This is a genomic window from Flavitalea flava (assembly GCF_054461575.1).
The window spans coordinates 75,483-91,893 of the sequence record NZ_JBTLQH010000005.1; the positions used below are offsets into that span (position 1 = coordinate 75,483).

Consider the following 16,411-nt stretch of genomic DNA (forward strand, 5'->3'; position numbering starts at 1 on the left):
TTCAGCATTCTTAATACGTAAAAGTCAACCCTGCTCCTAATCCCATATCACTATCATAATGGGTAGAAAGTGAAATATATTTGGTAGCAATATATCTGAAGGCCGCCATATACTCCTTATCCGTATTGATCATCCAGCTAAAACGAAGACGGGGAGTCATAGAGATATCTTGCCGGGACAATTGAAATCTAAGTTTCCCATTCCCATCAATTCTTAAATCCGCAATCGTCAATGTTGGCAGCGTGTATGCAATACCAGCTACGGCTGTATGGCGGTCCAGTTTATTGCTGACCTGCCCGAACCACGTTTTACTTTCATTTCCGAAAATATTTTTTGGACCACCTTCTTTTTTAAAATGATAATCAAATCCTACATACGGATACCACCATTGCATTCTGCCCAAATATCTACCTACCATTGTTTCGCTTTCATACCCGTGCATATTGTGAAAGCCCAAGTGCCACATTGTACTTGCCATCCACCGTGTCTGCGATAACATAAATTGTCCATCACTGCCGTTGCTTTCCAGGCCAACCCGGCCCATGGGATGAAACCTTCGATCATCTGCATTTAAACCCCTTTTAGCCGCTTTTGGATCCGGAAGTTCCGGATTTGCCGGCGAATTCTCATAGCTGAAAACTCTTCCCATTCCACTCATCATATGGTATAAAATATGGCAATGAAAAAACCAATCGCCCCCCGGCTCACCGGCATAAAATTCAATCGTATCTCTTTCCATAGGCATGATGTCAATGATGTTTTTCAAGGGTGAATAATCACCTTGCCCATTCAATACCCTGAAGTCATGGCCATGCAGATGCATCGGGTGTCGCATCATGCTATTGTTGAAAAAAATGATTCGAAGTTTTTCCCCTCTTTTGATAAGGATCTTATCACTTTCCGAGACTACTTTATTATCGAGACTCCAAACGTAACGATTCATGTTCCCAGTCAAATCAAATTTTAATTCCCGCCATGGACCCTCCGGCAAGACTGTTTTGTCGGTAGAACGCAGCATGCCATAATTAAGCGTAACAATATCGGAACTTTCAGGCGCCATGTTCATTCCCTGCATACTGTTGTTATTGGGCATTTGCATATCATTCATGTCATGCTTGTTCATTTCACCGTCCGTCTTTTCCGCACCAGTAATTTCCGGGTACATAACGGTGTTCATGTCCATAACCTGGTTGGCCATTTGCATCCCTTCCATTTCTATCATATTGCCTTTCATATCCATCATGTCATTCATCATTTTCATACCGGCAAAATATTTTAACTTAGGTAATTGGGTTGCAGGCACTCTTTCTCCTTTGCCCAACCACAGCGAAGCCGATTTGGTACGGTCTTCAGGGGTAACTAAAAATTCATAACTCTTATTTTCAGGAATCGTTACTACCACATCGTAGGTTTCAGAAACGGCAATAATCAATCGGTCCACCTCCACTGGCTCCACATCATTGCCATCTGTCGCTACCACGGTTATCTTACCGCCTGCGTATTTTAGCCAAAAATAATCGGATGCCCCTCCGTTCGCTATCCGGAGCCTTACTTTGTCACCCGCTTTAAACTGAGATTGCTCGTTTTGGTTTTTACCATTGATCAAAAAATTGTCGTAGTAAACATCGCTTACGTCCATAGCATTCATGCGCTTCCATTCATTAGTGACTTTAGTTTTGAAATTACCCGACTTTATAGCTTCAGCATAACTTTGTGTTGTTTTCTTCTGAATAGCAAACCAGTCTGTGGCACTACGAAGGCTGCGGTGAACCTCTTCCGGTTTCATATCTGTCCACTCACTTAACAGAATAGGTATTGTCTGTATGTTCCACTCCTTTCGTTTATTCATAATAAAAGAACCATACATCCCAATTTGTTCTTGCAATTTACTATGGCTATGGTACCAATGGGTACCATGCTGAACAATTGGAAATTTGTAGAGATAAGTGGAATGCGGTTTTATGGGCATTTGCGTTAGGAAAGGCACCCCATCCATCCGGTTGGGCAAAAACAACCCATGCCAGTGAAGGGAGGTTTCTTCATTTAAGTCGTTATGGACATAAATTTCTGCTGTATCACCTTCCGTAAATGTAAGGGTTGGCATAGGTATTTGACCATTTACAGCAATAGCCCTTTTTGCCTTTTTTCCGTAAGTAACGATGGTATCTTTGATATACAAGTCGTATCTCACGGTATGGGGAGGCGTTTCACTGGCTATCGTTTTCACCGGACCTAAGTGAGCCTTCGCCGTGTCAATATCCTTCATATTGTTCATTGGCATAGCCATCACCATCGCCTTGCTATGATCCATTTTACTGGAATCCGCCGGCTTATTGTCCATATCCATTTTCCCCTTCATTGAAGAATCCGCGGCCATTCCCTTTTCATCCTGTTGATGGAGGTTAGGTCGCATTTTTGCAGCGGACATCTTTTTTATTAGCTTCATTCCGCATTTAGGGCAATTGCCGGGCTTTTTTGCGTGAATTTCCGGATGCATAACACAGGTGTAATACACGGACTGGTCCTGTTCTTTGGTGATTTTAGTCGACTTATCCATGCCAGGCATATTTTTCATATCCTGCTGAGCAAAAACCGTATTGTAAAATAAAGAGAACAATAAAAGTGATCGTTTCATTTCCTTTAATTTTTATTTCATAAAATCAATTTCTTAAAGAAAGACTGTCTTTCGTTCTTTGGGCCCAATCCACTATCAGGACCATATCCTCCTTTGATAGTCTCGCGTCCCTGTGAAGGAGAGTGTAGGTACCTAAAGGCATTGTCTTGTCATTCATGCTGTTAATAATAGATTGTAATTTACTTTGCTGTCGGTGTGGTAAATAATGGCCGAATTCACTAAAATTAAGCCCTGCCTTTCCATCCCAGATATGCGAGGCCAGCCACCAACCACCTGGTTGAATATGTGCGTACCATGGGTAGCGAGTGTTGTTGCTATGGCAGTCATAACAGGACTTTTGAAATAGTGCCAGGACCTTATTCGGTACAGTATAAACTTTCGTAACATCCGCCGGCAAAACCTGCCCGTTGCTATTACGGGCAGGTTGGAAAAGCTGTATTAAAAGGAAGCCTACTCCTATGACTAACAATGTTATTTTCAAGCGGCTCATGCGATCTCATTTTAATTCTTCCTTAACAGAACCGCAAGTCGGCATAGCCTTGCCCAAATACGGGTTTTGAATGTCCTTCGTTTCACTGAGCCAATCTGCTCCCTTGTTATTATTGTACATCGGGCAATGATCATAATACAAAGCCTGACCAGCACCAAATGTTTTTACCAGTTGGTGCATGTCCTTACTCAACATATCAAAATGTTCGCGCTGATGCTTAATATTGCCCGCATTCGTGCCAATATGTTCCGCGTGTTCCTTTGCATCATCCTGCACGTCCTTATAGATCTTAGATTGTTCAGCCGTCAACCTCGTCGTATCGAAGGTCGAAAACGCCTTTACCATGACCTTGCCGGCTTCAGCCGCGCCCTTATCATCGTCCTTGGTAAAAGCGTTCTTCATTTGCAGGTAGCCTGCCAGAATTTCTTTTACCGAACCCTTCTTCCCCACCACATCCGAGGTTGTCGCCGTGGCTGTCGTATCAGTTGCCGGAGCAGTTGTTTTATTATCCTGATCGTTAGTAGGCGTATTGTTACAAGCTGTAAGAAAAGTAGCGGTTATTGCCAGGCCAAAAAATATCTGTTTCATTGTTGTATGTTTTTTATAAAAAAATTATTGATATGAATATAACCAACGGTTACATTACAATCAGGCGCTGTAATCATTATTATTTATGGAAGGGTTTCCACCACCTTACCACAGGTAAGCATGGCATTGCCAAAATATGGGTTTTTCACCGCCTGTACGTTGCTGAGCCAATAAGCCTTCTTCATGGGACAATACATTTCGTACACAGGTTGAGCCGTGAGCTTAACTGTTTTGGCCACCGCAAATAGATCGGTACTGAAACGGGCAAAATACTCCCGTTTACGATTAAGATCTTTGGCTGATGCAATATTACCCGCGTCCTGCACCAGCGCATCGCGGCTGGCAGAAGGCATCGTTTTATCATCCATGTCCTTAGCCGTTGACAGAAATACTGCCGCATTTGAAGAGGCTGCATTCGCATTCCCTGCCACCAATGCATCTTTAATAGCATAGTAAGAAGTAAGTAAAGTGGAAAGCGGGGATGTTCGGGTACTATCCTGGGCAAAGCTGGGCTGTACAAAGCCCATTGCCGATAGTGCAAAAATGAGAATTGACTTTTTCATTATAGATTTATTGATGTGATGTCTAAAAAAAACCTATCTGCACGGTAATAAACCATGCAAAATGCGAAGCATTACATCAATTCAAATCTGGAAGGATTGTATAGACACACGTATGTCCGGAGGAGGTGGATAATAGTGTCGTATAACTCGTTTTTGAAATACTATCGATAACGTAGCGAAAGGTAAGCAATGGAAATCGACGCCAGGAACAGGCACAAATAACGGTACATACAGAGCAAAGGCCGTAGCAATAAGATTCTTGTCCAATTGCTGAAACTTAACGACCGTATCGTTACAACAGCCATGATCTCCGCAACCCTCCTTTTTAAGATGGTGATGGTCACCAGCCTCGTGGTGATGGTCAATATCTTCATGATGCTCATTGGCTTCATTGTGATGGCCTTCATTTTGATGGCCTTCCACTTCCTGGGAAACATCGCCAGGTAAAGCTTCCTCCCCGTGATCGTAGTGGTGTTTGTTAAAACCCATATCCACCCCCATAGAACAGGCGAAGCCGATGGCCGTATTCAAAGTGAATACCAACAACAGGAACGCTGCCTTGAGTCGTATGGATCGAGTGGTTTTCATTACCTTCCTAACAAAGTTAAAGTTTTATATAATTATTCAATTAATTGATTATCATAAATATAGCATAAACTACACCAAAAAAGTTACACAATTATGGCAAATATTTATATAATTCTGCTTACTCATTCATATATCCCATACAACAATACCATTTATCGTGCCTACATCTTCATCCCCGCAATCGGGGCAAGATAATGGAACTAGGCGGATTGTCTCTGACCGTCACTTAGGCTGGCATGTCTGGCCTCAACAAATGACTTTCAGAAGAATTACGTTATTACATCCTCATACTCGAATCCTTCATTTCCTTAGCCGGTGGGAACTTCATGCCGCACTTTGGGCATTTCCCCTGTTTTCTACTGGTTACATCCGGATGCATAGGGCAAGTATAAATGGTAGGAAGTTGCAGGAATTAACTTTTTCTTTGATAATGGCAGCATTCAGGAAGCGCAGCAAATACTTCATCCTTTGCCCTGAATTCGTGGGTGTCATGTCCAACAGCCGCTACCACCTGTTCAATTTTCTGCACATTGATTTTTGATCTGTCATATTTTACCAACACCGTTTTTGTATCTACATTCCAATTGGAAGACCAGATACCGGGTAAGCGATTGATGGCATTTTCAATGCGGTGTTTGCACATTTCGCACTGGCCACTAGCGCCAAATGCTTTAGTGACGGCAAAAGGGCCATCCAGTTTGTCATTATACCGCTGCGCTTTTGCAGCAAAAGTCATCGTTAAAGCAAACGCCATAACGGATAACGCTTTAATGGTTTTCATACATAAATTTTTAGTTATTAACAATGAAGAAGATGTAAAACTGTGAGCGCTTTATAGAATTAAAGCATTGCAGCCTAACAGAACGTCAGGCTATACAAGAAGAGCAATAAATTAAATACGGAAATTTCGGTTAAGCAGGAAAAGGGGAACTTTGCCGCGTTGTGGCGGCGCATTCGCATTTGGGTGCTCTGTGCTAAAAGAATTAACTGCGGTATCAGCCAATGACCCGTAGTTGAGAACCAATGCATCCGGGTGGATTTTGAGAAGCTCATACGCTGATGACGATACTTTTTGATCCTTATCAGACTTGATCAACTTATGATCATCCTTACAGCAGTTCATCTTCGTTGCACACTGCTTAGCGTTCATTTTTCTGAGCATTCCGCAATTCCCACAGTTCTTAGCTTCATGATCAATCAATCCCCAGGATACCAACTTTCCCATGCAATAGTGCAGGTGTAATGGCGCTCCAATGGATGTACCAAGATAAAGAATCGCTAATATGGCTGTGATGAACTTCTTCATGAATGATAAATCAAAACTAGATAGTTTGCACCGACAAACCTTATAGAATTAGTGAAATTTTTTATAAAATTGTGCCGCTGTTGCGGCTATTGGGTCTATATTAATTTGAATTTCAGCAAATTACATACAACAGCGTCATCAATAAGGAAAAACCAGTTAGCGTTTCCTTCATTTAATTTACCAGAACCGACCGCGAGAGAGCATTTCCTTAGGCAACCGCCATATGCATACATTCCTACGCACATTTGCAACAGGCATCTTCAACAAAAACAGGAAGCAGCTTCGTCGCGCCACCCTTCTTCAAAAAAAATGCCATTGAATCAGCAAAGGTCCGCTCAAACCTTCTCCGCTTTAAAACCCGCCTTGTTCAATAACTTCATCACTTCGTCGCCAGTCATTTGATCAGTCTGTACTGTCAATATCTTCTTAGGGTCAGCCGTATCTACTGCCCACTCCTTTATTCCCTTTTCGGCATTCAAAAACGGAGTCACCTTCGCCACACAACCTCCGCAATTAATATTCGTAGTAAACCGTAACTTTTCCATGTTATGTTTTTTATATTTTTTTATATTTTTTTATATTTTAATCGTAAACTGTTACTAACCACGCTCACACTACTAAGCGCCATCGCCGCTCCCGCTATCATGGGATTTAATAAAAATCCATTCACAGGGTAAAGGATACCCGCAGCTAATGGGATGCCGATCATGTTATAAATAAAAGCCCAAAAAAGGTTTTGTCGGATCGTCGATACCGTATATTTCGACAACCGAATTGCCGCTGGTATCTTAATAAGGTCCGAAGAAATGATCGTCATCTTCGCCACATCCATGGCAATATCCGAACCCTTTCCCATGGCAATACTCACATCCGCCTGGGCCAGTGCACTGCTGTCATTGATGCCATCCCCTACCATCGCCACCACCTTCCCCTGCTGCTGTAATTGCTTTACATAAGCCACTTTCCCTGCCGGCATAACCTCTGCAGTATAATGAGCAATCCCGGCCTGGGAGGCTATAGCCTGAGCAGTACGCTCATTATCGCCCGTCAGCATATGAACCTCTATCCCCATTGCCTGCAATTGTTTCACCGCAGTGACCGAACTATCTTTTATTTTATCCGCAATCCCTAACACCGCCAATGTTTTCCGCCCCTGTGCGAAAAACACCACCGTCTTCGCCTCTTTCAACCACTCTCGCGCTGAGCTTGCCAGCGCCTCAGGAACAGCGATCCCATATTGCTTTAACAGCCCCTCATTGCCCACATAATAGGAAATGCCCTCCACGGTTGCTTTCACCCCGCCGCCTGGCACACTCTCAAATTGCGTAACCGGCCTGTCTGACGTGTCTCCCAAATACCGGACCACGGCTTCTGCCAAGGGATGCTCCGACCGCCTTTCTATCGACGCCAGCACGTCCCGGAGCCTTGGTTCCTCCATTACATAACGGATATCCGTCACCACTGGTTTTCCTTCCGTGACAGTACCTGTCTTATCCAGTACAATAGCATTCACCTTTCTGGCCAGTTCCAGGCCCTCCGCATCCTTAATCAGGATCCCGTTCTCCGCTGCCTTGCCCACTCCTACCATGATCGCCGTAGGAGTCGCCAATCCCAGCGCACAGGGACAAGCAATTACCAGCACCGTCACCAACGCCAGCAAACCTTCTGTAAACCCGTTGGGGCCACCTGCCAACCACCATATCACAAAGCTCAGCAAGGCGATCCCTAATACTACAGGGACAAAAATACCCGCGATCTTGTCCACCATTCGTTGTACAGGAGCCCTGCTTCCCTGCGCCTCCTGCACCATTTTAATGATTTGCCCCAGGAGGGTATCCCCGCCTACTTTTTCCGCCCGGAATTGAAAACTTCCGTTCCCGTTCATCGTGCCTGCAAATACGTTCGAGCCCAGCCCCTTCTCCACCGGAAGCGGTTCCCCGCTAAGCATACTTTCCTCCACAAAAGAACTACCGGAAGTCACCGTTCCATCCACGGCGACCCTTTCCCCCGGCCTTACCAACAAAACATTACCAGGGCTTACACTCGTTATGGGCACCTCCATGGGAGGACCACCTTCACGGATAACCATCACAGTTTTGGGCTGCAAGCCCATTAGTTTTTTAATCGCAGACGACGTATTCCCTTTCGCCCTTTCTTCCAATAACTTTCCCAGAAGAATAAAAGCAATCACTACCGATGCAGCTTCAAAATACACATGCGCCATTAGCCCCCTGCTTTCCCAAAATCCCGGGAACAACGTATTAAACACACTGAATAAATAAGCAACTCCCGTGCTCAACGCCACCAGCGTATCCATATTGGCAGCCCGGTGCCGGGCCTGTTTCCAGGCATTTACAAAGAACTGCCTCCCCAACCATAATACAACCGGAGTTGTTACAGCCCACATGAAATAATTTGCATATGACATTTGCATGAAGAACATACCGATGATTATCGTCGGAATGGACAATAGAACTGCCCACATCGCTCTTCTTTTTAAGGAAGTAAACTGCTGCCTTTGCAGATCTATTAGTGCCTCCTGCGCATCCTCTGTTTCTTCCACCATCAGGTCATAACCGACCGCCTGTACGGCAGTCTTCAGCGCCGCTGCATTTATAGCCGCAGGTACGTATTCCACCTGGGCGGTTCCATTGGCATAATTTACCGTTGCGCTCACCACTCCGGGTTGATTTTGTAAAATGGATTGCACGCTAATGGCACAGGAGGCGCAAGTCATGTTCAAAACAGGAAGGGTTTTTTTAAGGGTCTCTCCCTTATAGACTAGATCCCGGGTTGGCTTTCCCACCTTGGATAAGGGCTTCACCGGCTTTATTTCCTTCATATAATCAGTCATCTTGTAGTTTTTATATACTACAAAGGTCGATTATACCGATCAAGCCATTGTTATGGAATTATGGAAATAATTTATGGTTTATCGCTTTTGGACACCGTCGAGTGGTTTGCGCAAATGAATATCCTGCGTCTTGAATTGAGAAGGCGTTAGGCCTGTCACTTTTTTGAACTGTGCCGAAAGATAAGCGACACTGCTATAGCACAGCTTATCAGCAATCTCACTGAGATTCATTTCCCTATAGGCCAGCAATTCCTTCACTTTTTCGATTTTTTGAAGGATCACAAACTGTTCTATGGTTATACCCTCCGTTTCCGAGAACAACTTGCTTAATTGCGAATAGTCTTTATGCAACGCTTTGGATAGGATCTCCGAAAAAGAAAACTTCTCATCCTCCTTATGATGTACCCGCTCAATGATAACGGATTTTATCTTTTCAATCTGTTGCTTTCGAGCATCATCCAGTTGCTCAAATCCTAATTCCTTCAACCGGATGGCAAGACCCTCCAATTGAAGCGCGGAAAGAGGCTTTTCCAGCCGCACTTCCCCCAGATTGACATACAGTGGTTCCACCTTCAAATCCGAGAATACCTGTTCAACTGCCGTAATACACCGGGGACAGACCATATTTTTTATATATAGCATCAACTCATTCAATTTTAAAACGAAGGTAGATTATTTCTTAATAGACGCCCCCATAAAGGTGGCCGGTGTCCTGGGCCTTTTACGCAATAATATCTGATGAGTTTTGTCGTGCAAACTAAGAAGCCGGAAACCGGCTATATTCCGAATTTTAAATTTTCGCCCTTTTTGCTTCAACTTTTGAAAGAGCTCGTCTGGTAACGATAACATCGATAAAATCAGTCGCATCCACCTTTCCTGTATACCTAACAGGATTTTTCGCATAGACAGCTTTTACAACCCTGCGGAGTTTTGCCCTGTTTAGCGAGGATCTCCGATTAGCGGTTTTGATAATGGCGGTTTTCATATTACGAATATACAAAATTGCGGCTGAAGAGGATTAGGTTCAAAAGATACCTGGGTTCCATGGGATATTTCCTTGTGTACTAGAGCTTCATATATAGGAAATGCTGGCCAGATATTTGGAAAAATTATAGCAGCTTTTCCAGGCTGCAAAGACCTAATATTTACCTTCTTCAATTTGTTTTTTAAACATTTCTATTCTGGGGGCATAGCCGTCATTGTCTCTTTTGGAGACGGCCAGGGAGGTATTGGCATATTTTAGCGCGGCGGGTTTGTCTTTTAATTTATCATATACCAAGGCCATGGAGCAATTATTGAGTGAATTGTCTTTGATCGCAAGGGCGCGCTGTGCCCATTGCAGGATAATCAACCAATTTTTTCTTTCCGATACAAATCCTAAACTTCCTCCGATACAATTACTGAGCTCATGATCATCATTGTGATAGTAACGATCTACCATAAGAATGGAGTATTTCATATAATTAACTTCGTCCTTCAAACGCCAATAGTGGTCTGTGTCAAGACTTAACGCTTCCTTTTCGCTCAATGGCACTATGGCATTCAACTCTTTTTTAGCCGCAAAATAGGCATGATCGTCTGCGAATTTTTTATACCGGAAGTCAGCTACCAACATGGTACGTACATAATTGTCCACGGTATCCTGCCCTACCAGGGCTCCAAATTCCTTATTATGCACCTGAAGATATTGGAAAGCGGGATTACCGGGAGCATTCACATAACTGGTAATCTTATTATACATATCGGCGCTGATTTCCGGGTAGAGGGCAAGATATTTTTCGAATACTTTGAAGGTCTCTTCGTCATCTCCTTTGGCTTTTACCAGGTTCAGATAACGAAACCACTCCTCCTTATTTAATTCATTCTTATTGTATCGCTCCTGCAATTCCTTCAGATCATTACGGGGGGTCAGTGCAATAGTGCCCTGGTCGATCAGTTCCTTTGGCTGGGTCGAGCCCAGCACTTTATAGATCAGTTCTCCTTCCGGGCTGGCAAATAGCAGGGTAGGATAACCGGCTACGTTATACCTGGCGGCTATGGCTGGTCCTTCCCCCTTCTCAGCGTCCATTTTAAGGTTGATGAAATTCTTATTAAAGAAATCTCCGACCTCCTGTCTGGGGAAAATTTCTCTGGCCATGACCTTGCAGGGTGCACACCAATCGGTATAAAAATCGACGAATATGAGTTTATTCTCCTTTTTCGCCAGGGCCTTGATGGTGGCCCAATCGCCATGTGTAAATTCAATTCCCTGCGCCGTTACGGAAGATTTGAATATGCACAGGCATACTGCTGCCAGTACAAACAATTTCAATTCCCGGGCCATCTTACCACTTGTATTTTCTAAGGTGTTAGTCAATGCTTTGCCTATCATGATCGTTGTATTTAAAAGTTTAATTTGATGTTTTTGTCATCCCTCATCTCGGGTTTTGACCGATCTCAGGATTAGTGCCCAGTACTTTTGGAGCAATGGGATAGACATATCGATTATTATTAGGATCGAGGGTGATGGAGCCATTTGCCAGCGGATGCACGATGGACCGGGCAAATGCAGGGTCTTTATTAAGGCGCCTCAGATCAATAAACCGGAACCCTCTTCCCATCAGTTCCCGCCGCCGCTCCTGTAATACTTTTACCAGGGCATCCGTTGGATCAGAAGCGGTCAAAGGAATATATTTGGATGGATCGAAACGTTGTTGGCGCAACAGGTTCACTGTCTGCATGGCGCCCGGGCCGTCGCCTGCCCTGGCCTGGCATTCTGCTTTGATCAGGTATATCTCTCCCACCCTGGGTCCTTCGTGCCTGCCTTCAAGGGGTGAAATATAACTGAAAAAATACCCATTGTAATTTAACAATAACTGTCCTCCGATGGCAAATACTTTGGCGCGCAGGTCATCAGGCCCCAGGAGATCGAGCAATTCCTGGCTTAAAAGGATCGGCGCATCTTCATTATACGCGGCCTTCATGAGGATCACTTCGGGATTGTTATTACTGGTGGGAATACCCAGGAAATCAAAGGGTGTAGTACTGGCAGCATAAGGGCGAAGATCAAATAATGTATACTGTAAGCTCAAGCTGCTGTCCGCATACAAGCGGGCATTTATATAGTTTCCCATATACAAAGAAGCCCGGGCTAAAATGGCATAAGCCGCCGCCTGTGAGGGGGCAGTTTTGGACAGGGGCAGACCGGGTAATGCAGGAACGGCGGATTGGAGGTCTGCCATGATCTGATCGTAAATGGCTTTTACGCTGGCTCTTTTCAGCGATTGTGAATAGATGGGTTCGAGCAGTAAGGGCAAGCCCGGATCCTGTGCGGCGGTGGCGGTGTCATATTGCCGGGCGTATTGGTTCACCAGGCACAGATAAGCATAGGCCCGGTGTACTTTTGCCTGAGCGATCAGGGCAGCCTTATCCCGATCCGTGCCATTACTGGCGTCAGGCACGCCGGTGATAACGACGTTACAATAATAAACTTGCTGGTAATACAGGTTCCATTCCGGGTCATCTTCGTTGGCCTGGTAAATGCCGGAAGCCCAGGTGTAAATATTCAGCAGGGACAAAGGCCGCAGGCTGGTAAACATCGAGGTATCTGTAAAAGCCACGTCGTCGGTCATCAGATCGGTGGTTCCCCCGCACAGATTGAAGACGGCACTATTGTTCATCAGTAGCTGGAAGTCATTGAGGGTGGTGGGGATGATCTTGCCTTTGGGTTGAATATCCAAATATTTATGACAGCCGGCCAGGAGGAGTAAGGATGCCAGGCAAATTGGATAGCCTATTTTATTCATGTACATAATTACAGCTTTGAAATGGTTAGAAATCGGCCTTCACGCTAAATACGAATGATTTGGAAGGTGGTAAAATGCCATTGTTATTGGGGATGTAATCAGGATCGATCCCCCTCTTGTTAACGGTCCAGATGGCCAGGTTTTGCCCGGTAGCGCTGCAATTGATTCCCCGGACAAAGGCATTTCTGAAGAAGCGGTCAGGCAGATGATAGGATAAAGTGAGTAGTTTCCATCTCACATACCCCGCATTTTCGACGAAAATATCGCTCTTCTGGTAGCGGTAATAAGAAAGATGCACCGGATCGACGGCAGGCACATTGGTCGTCCCTTCATCGCCCGGCTTTTCCCAACGTTTTGCGATATCCGCATGTCCATTGCGGCTATATGGAATGGTATAATAATCGGATATAGTTGGCCGTATGAATTTATTGCCGAATTGCCAGGTAAAGAGGGTGGATAATACAAAATCCCTGTACTGAAAAATTTGGGTCATTCCTCCGAACCAGGGAGCTACACTCACTCCTTTATAGACTACCGATTGCAGATCCGTCTCATCGAAGGTATTCAGGTCGGCAGCCACCTTTTCTCCCTTACCGGTATAGATCATTGCGGTGCCATACTGATCAAGCCCTGCAAACCGATAGGTATAGACACTGTTCAGCGGTTTACCGGTGACGGGGTTACCTCCGGTCACGAAATAGTATGTCGTATTCTCCTGAAAATAAGCCTTGGTGACTTTATTGGTATTATAGGAAAAATTAGCGGTGGCCTTCCAGCTGAATATTTTCCCAGGAATAATTGTCCCCGCGATCTCCATATCCAATCCATGATTGGTCATTTCCAGGCGGTTGGTCAGCAGGCTGGTGAATCCATACGTAGGATTTATATTTACAGGTCCCAGCAGATCGGTGCTTTTCTTCCAGTACAGGTCGATGCTTCCTGTAAGCCGGTTATTGAACAGGCCATAATCGAGCGCCACATTGAAGGCCCCGACTTTCTCCCAACGCAACAGGGGGTTTGCCGGATTGAAGACGGAAGCAAATGGCAGGTTATTATATGGATTATTGGAGTTTCCAGCCTGTGTGACCAGGTAAGGGCTTGTCTGTTTGTTCACATTGCCATTATACCCGTAGGTGGTCCGGAAATTCAGCAGGGATACCCAGCTGGCCCGTACAAAAGGTTCTTCCAGGATGCGCCATAATGCTCCGACCGACCACAGGGGGATCGCATGATATTGTTTCGAAGCACCGAAGAGATTGGAGTCGTCTTTACGGGCGCTGCCGGAGAGGGAATATTTCCGTCTGAAGGTATAGGTGAAATTACCGAACAGCGAGGTATAGCGATCCCGATGATCGGTATAGCTTTGGAGGAGGGGAATGGTCTGGTTACCAGCTACCGTATTATACAATTGGGTATAGTTTACGGTCCCGGCGATCAGCAACCGATCGTCGTACCCATATGCCTGGGAGGAGTTGCCGGTGAGCAGGGTTTCCCTGATCTCGGCCCCCGCAACGATATCCAACCGATGATCAGCATTGAAATTCGGGGAAAAATTCAATTGCCCCCGGAGTGTATTATTGTTCTGCTCGCTGGGAGAAAGGGTGAGTATGCCGCCATTGGGAATACCATTCACATGCGTATCCACGGTAGTAAATAAATTGATAAGTTCCCTGGCCATATAGGTTTGAGAGTTGTAATACATGCGGTTTTCACCATGGGATTTCTCCAGCATATATTTCGCCTGGACACTCAGCGTCGGTACAATCTCATATTTCAGGCCCAAGTTGAGCCGATAAGTCCATGAATGGTAGGTATTGTCTGCATTGGTGAGTTCATCCAGGAAATTATACCGCCAGGGAATGAACCCATTATTCTGAAGAGAGTCCAATATCTTTCCGGGGTATTGAAAGGCAAAGTTGACTCCTTTGCCGGTGGCGTCAACGAGCTGATCATAAGGGGTCACGCTCTTGTAGCCAGGTAGAAGAGCGGTGATCCCAATGCCGTTGTTCTTCTGTTGCAGCAGCGACAGAAAACTCTCTGCGGTAAAACTGAGTTGCCTGGATAACCTGGTCTCATTGTTGAAATTGACGGTAATTCGTCTGCCGTAGTCTCCGATCGCCGCGGGATATTCGTCGGAATAGGAAGCAGACAGAAAATTACGCATCTGATTACTTCCGCCTGAAACGGACAGGTTGTATTGCTGGCTGAAAGGTGATCTTAACAGATAATGCTGGTATTGGTCCCTTACATCTAAATGCTGCAGACTATTGATCCCCTCCTCCAACTGCTGCTGGTTGATCTGGCCGTTTTTGAACTGAAGATACAAGGCACTCCCTTGAGGAGTGGGCGGTGCGGACAAGAACAGTGGAGAGGAAGGAGCCGGCAGTATCCCTTTATCCACCAGTTCTTTTTCCAGGCTGAGGAACTGTAATGAATTTGCGGAAGGTACGGCATTCAGCCTGGGTCGGCCGGTCGTCTTCAAGGTGCTGGAAAAACTAACCGTGGCGGCCGTGCCATAAGCGCCTTTTTTGGTATCGATCACTAATACGCCATTGGCTGCCCTTACACCCCAGATAGAAGTTGCGGCCGCATCTTTCAGTACGGTCACTTTCTCAATATCTGCGGGGTTGATATTCACCAGATCCAGTTCCGTAGGGAATCCATCGAGAACGATCAGCGGTTTGGTATCGGACATGATCGTGGATACTCCACGAATGGTGAACTGATCATGATTCAAGGTGAGGCTTCTATCCTGGGGCCCTGCGTTTACCAGCATTCCGCTAACCATCCCTTCCAAACGGTCTACCAGGTTAAAATCCGGTCTTTGCGCGAGGTCTTTGTCCGTCACGATCCCGAATGAACCTGTCGCCCGCTCTTTGGGAATGTTTTGATAGCCGGTACTTAATATGACCGACACGACGCCTAATTGATCGGTACTGATCTTTAAGGAAATGTTCAATTCCGTCTGCCCCTTCAATCTGATTTCCTGTCGCTCATAGCCGATATGCGTAATGATCAGCAGCGCATTATTATCAACACCCGCCAGGTAAAATTCTCCGTTGCCAGCAGTAGTCGTGATCCTGTTGCTCCCCTTAACGGCGATCGTCGTTGCTTCCAAAGGTTTGCCAGTACTGTCGGTGACCCGGCCATGTACATCGATGGGCGAAGGAGCCGGATGGGGAGCGGACCGTGGGGCGCCGGGGGGGAAAAGATGTTGCACTACAATGGTCTTTCCAACTATCGCGTAGCTAAAAGGCTGGTCCCGGAAACACAGATCGAGTGCTTGCCGGAGGGAGACCTTTTTTGCTTCGATGGTCACCGGTCTTGCCTGGTCGATCCAGGAATAATTAAAGAAGAATGCATAACCAGTCTGCCTCTCTATGGCCTTGAATATTTTTTCAAGGGGAACATTCTTTTCGGAAAGCGTGATCTCCTGGGCAAGCCCCCGTGCACTGACGTGGAGAAATGCAGCGAATAATAAAAAGCAGGTCAACTTCATAACCATCCAGGTTTTGGTAATAGCCTGCCGTCTCCGCGACGGAGGCCTGGAAAGAGCCTTAAAAAGCATAACTTTGTTTTAGTTTGGGTTAAACAATAAGCAG

General features: G+C 45.4%; 14 protein-coding genes. All 14 read right to left on the reverse strand.

Features of this window, described 5'->3' with window-relative positions; all coding sequences use genetic code 11:
- Nucleotides 1-10: 10 nt before the first annotated feature.
- The 14 genes from ACX0G9_RS07255 to ACX0G9_RS07320 all read right to left on the reverse strand — a co-directional run bounded on the left by ACX0G9_RS07255 (nucleotide 11) and on the right by ACX0G9_RS07320 (nucleotide 16,308).
- A complete protein-coding gene (locus ACX0G9_RS07255; RefSeq protein WP_459064206.1) occupies nucleotides 11-2,635 on the reverse strand; it encodes a multicopper oxidase domain-containing protein in 2,625 nt (874 codons plus the stop codon).
- Nucleotides 2,636-2,660: 25 nt separating this feature from the next.
- Entirely contained in the window at nucleotides 2,661-3,125 is a 465-nt protein-coding gene (locus tag ACX0G9_RS07260) for a heme-binding domain-containing protein (RefSeq protein WP_459064207.1), read from the reverse strand.
- A gap of 6 nt (nucleotides 3,126-3,131) precedes the next feature.
- Complete coding sequence (locus ACX0G9_RS07265; protein ID WP_459064208.1) at nucleotides 3,132-3,713, reverse strand: DUF3347 domain-containing protein; 582 nt, start codon at nucleotides 3,711-3,713, stop codon at nucleotides 3,132-3,134.
- A gap of 83 nt (nucleotides 3,714-3,796) precedes the next feature.
- Nucleotides 3,797-4,276, reverse strand: coding sequence for a DUF3347 domain-containing protein (locus ACX0G9_RS07270; protein WP_459064209.1), 480 nt, complete (start codon nucleotides 4,274-4,276; stop codon nucleotides 3,797-3,799).
- Nucleotides 4,277-4,357: 81 nt separating this feature from the next.
- On the reverse strand, nucleotides 4,358-4,864 hold the full coding sequence (locus tag ACX0G9_RS07275) for a hypothetical protein (protein WP_459064210.1): 507 nt from the start codon (nucleotides 4,862-4,864) through the stop codon (nucleotides 4,358-4,360).
- Between the two features lie 277 nt (nucleotides 4,865-5,141).
- The gene (locus ACX0G9_RS07280; protein ID WP_459064355.1) at nucleotides 5,142-5,273 is read right to left on the reverse strand and encodes a heavy metal-binding domain-containing protein; all 132 of its coding nucleotides are present in this window, start codon (nucleotides 5,271-5,273) and stop codon (nucleotides 5,142-5,144) included.
- Nucleotides 5,274-5,276: 3 nt separating this feature from the next.
- A complete protein-coding gene (locus ACX0G9_RS07285; protein WP_459064211.1) occupies nucleotides 5,277-5,645 on the reverse strand; it encodes a heavy-metal-associated domain-containing protein in 369 nt (122 codons plus the stop codon).
- Between the two features lie 111 nt (nucleotides 5,646-5,756).
- Entirely contained in the window at nucleotides 5,757-6,170 is a 414-nt protein-coding gene (locus ACX0G9_RS07290) for an HYC_CC_PP family protein (protein ID WP_459064212.1), read from the reverse strand.
- Between the two features lie 335 nt (nucleotides 6,171-6,505).
- Entirely contained in the window at nucleotides 6,506-6,715 is a 210-nt protein-coding gene (locus tag ACX0G9_RS07295) for a heavy-metal-associated domain-containing protein (RefSeq protein ID WP_459064213.1), read from the reverse strand.
- A gap of 20 nt (nucleotides 6,716-6,735) precedes the next feature.
- Entirely contained in the window at nucleotides 6,736-9,024 is a 2,289-nt protein-coding gene (locus ACX0G9_RS07300) for a heavy metal translocating P-type ATPase (RefSeq protein ID WP_459064214.1), read from the reverse strand.
- Nucleotides 9,025-9,102: 78 nt separating this feature from the next.
- The gene (locus ACX0G9_RS07305; RefSeq protein ID WP_459064215.1) at nucleotides 9,103-9,666 is read right to left on the reverse strand and encodes a helix-turn-helix domain-containing protein; all 564 of its coding nucleotides are present in this window, start codon (nucleotides 9,664-9,666) and stop codon (nucleotides 9,103-9,105) included.
- 496 nt (nucleotides 9,667-10,162) lie between these two features.
- Nucleotides 10,163-11,395, reverse strand: coding sequence for a thioredoxin family protein (locus tag ACX0G9_RS07310; RefSeq protein WP_459064216.1), 1,233 nt, complete (start codon nucleotides 11,393-11,395; stop codon nucleotides 10,163-10,165).
- A 43-nt stretch (nucleotides 11,396-11,438) separates the two neighbouring features.
- Nucleotides 11,439-12,815 (reverse strand): RagB/SusD family nutrient uptake outer membrane protein, encoded by a 1,377-nt coding sequence (locus tag ACX0G9_RS07315; protein ID WP_459064217.1) that lies wholly within the window; start codon nucleotides 12,813-12,815, stop codon nucleotides 11,439-11,441.
- Nucleotides 12,816-12,834: 19 nt separating this feature from the next.
- Nucleotides 12,835-16,308, reverse strand: a complete 3,474-nt coding sequence (locus ACX0G9_RS07320) for a SusC/RagA family TonB-linked outer membrane protein (RefSeq protein WP_459064218.1) — start codon at nucleotides 16,306-16,308, stop codon at nucleotides 12,835-12,837.
- Nucleotides 16,309-16,411: the final 103 nt, after the last annotated feature.

Coding starts and splice junctions, on each gene's coding strand:
- ACX0G9_RS07285 (WP_459064211.1), bottom strand. CDS start 5,645: ATGAAAACCATTAAAGCGTTATCCGTTATGGCGTTTGCTTTAACGATG.
- ACX0G9_RS07275 (WP_459064210.1), bottom strand. CDS start 4,864: ATGAAAACCACTCGATCCATACGACTCAAGGCAGCGTTCCTGTTGTTG.
- ACX0G9_RS07305 (WP_459064215.1), bottom strand. CDS start 9,666: ATGCTATATATAAAAAATATGGTCTGTCCCCGGTGTATTACGGCAGTT.
- ACX0G9_RS07320 (WP_459064218.1), bottom strand. CDS start 16,308: ATGAAGTTGACCTGCTTTTTATTATTCGCTGCATTTCTCCACGTCAGT.
- ACX0G9_RS07295 (WP_459064213.1), bottom strand. CDS start 6,715: ATGGAAAAGTTACGGTTTACTACGAATATTAATTGCGGAGGTTGTGTG.
- ACX0G9_RS07300 (WP_459064214.1), bottom strand. CDS start 9,024: ATGACTGATTATATGAAGGAAATAAAGCCGGTGAAGCCCTTATCCAAG.
- ACX0G9_RS07310 (WP_459064216.1), bottom strand. CDS start 11,395: ATGATAGGCAAAGCATTGACTAACACCTTAGAAAATACAAGTGGTAAG.
- ACX0G9_RS07260 (WP_459064207.1), bottom strand. CDS start 3,125: ATGAGCCGCTTGAAAATAACATTGTTAGTCATAGGAGTAGGCTTCCTT.
- ACX0G9_RS07315 (WP_459064217.1), bottom strand. CDS start 12,815: ATGTACATGAATAAAATAGGCTATCCAATTTGCCTGGCATCCTTACTC.
- ACX0G9_RS07270 (WP_459064209.1), bottom strand. CDS start 4,276: ATGAAAAAGTCAATTCTCATTTTTGCACTATCGGCAATGGGCTTTGTA.
- ACX0G9_RS07255 (WP_459064206.1), bottom strand. CDS start 2,635: ATGAAACGATCACTTTTATTGTTCTCTTTATTTTACAATACGGTTTTT.
- ACX0G9_RS07265 (WP_459064208.1), bottom strand. CDS start 3,713: ATGAAACAGATATTTTTTGGCCTGGCAATAACCGCTACTTTTCTTACA.
- ACX0G9_RS07290 (WP_459064212.1), bottom strand. CDS start 6,170: ATGAAGAAGTTCATCACAGCCATATTAGCGATTCTTTATCTTGGTACA.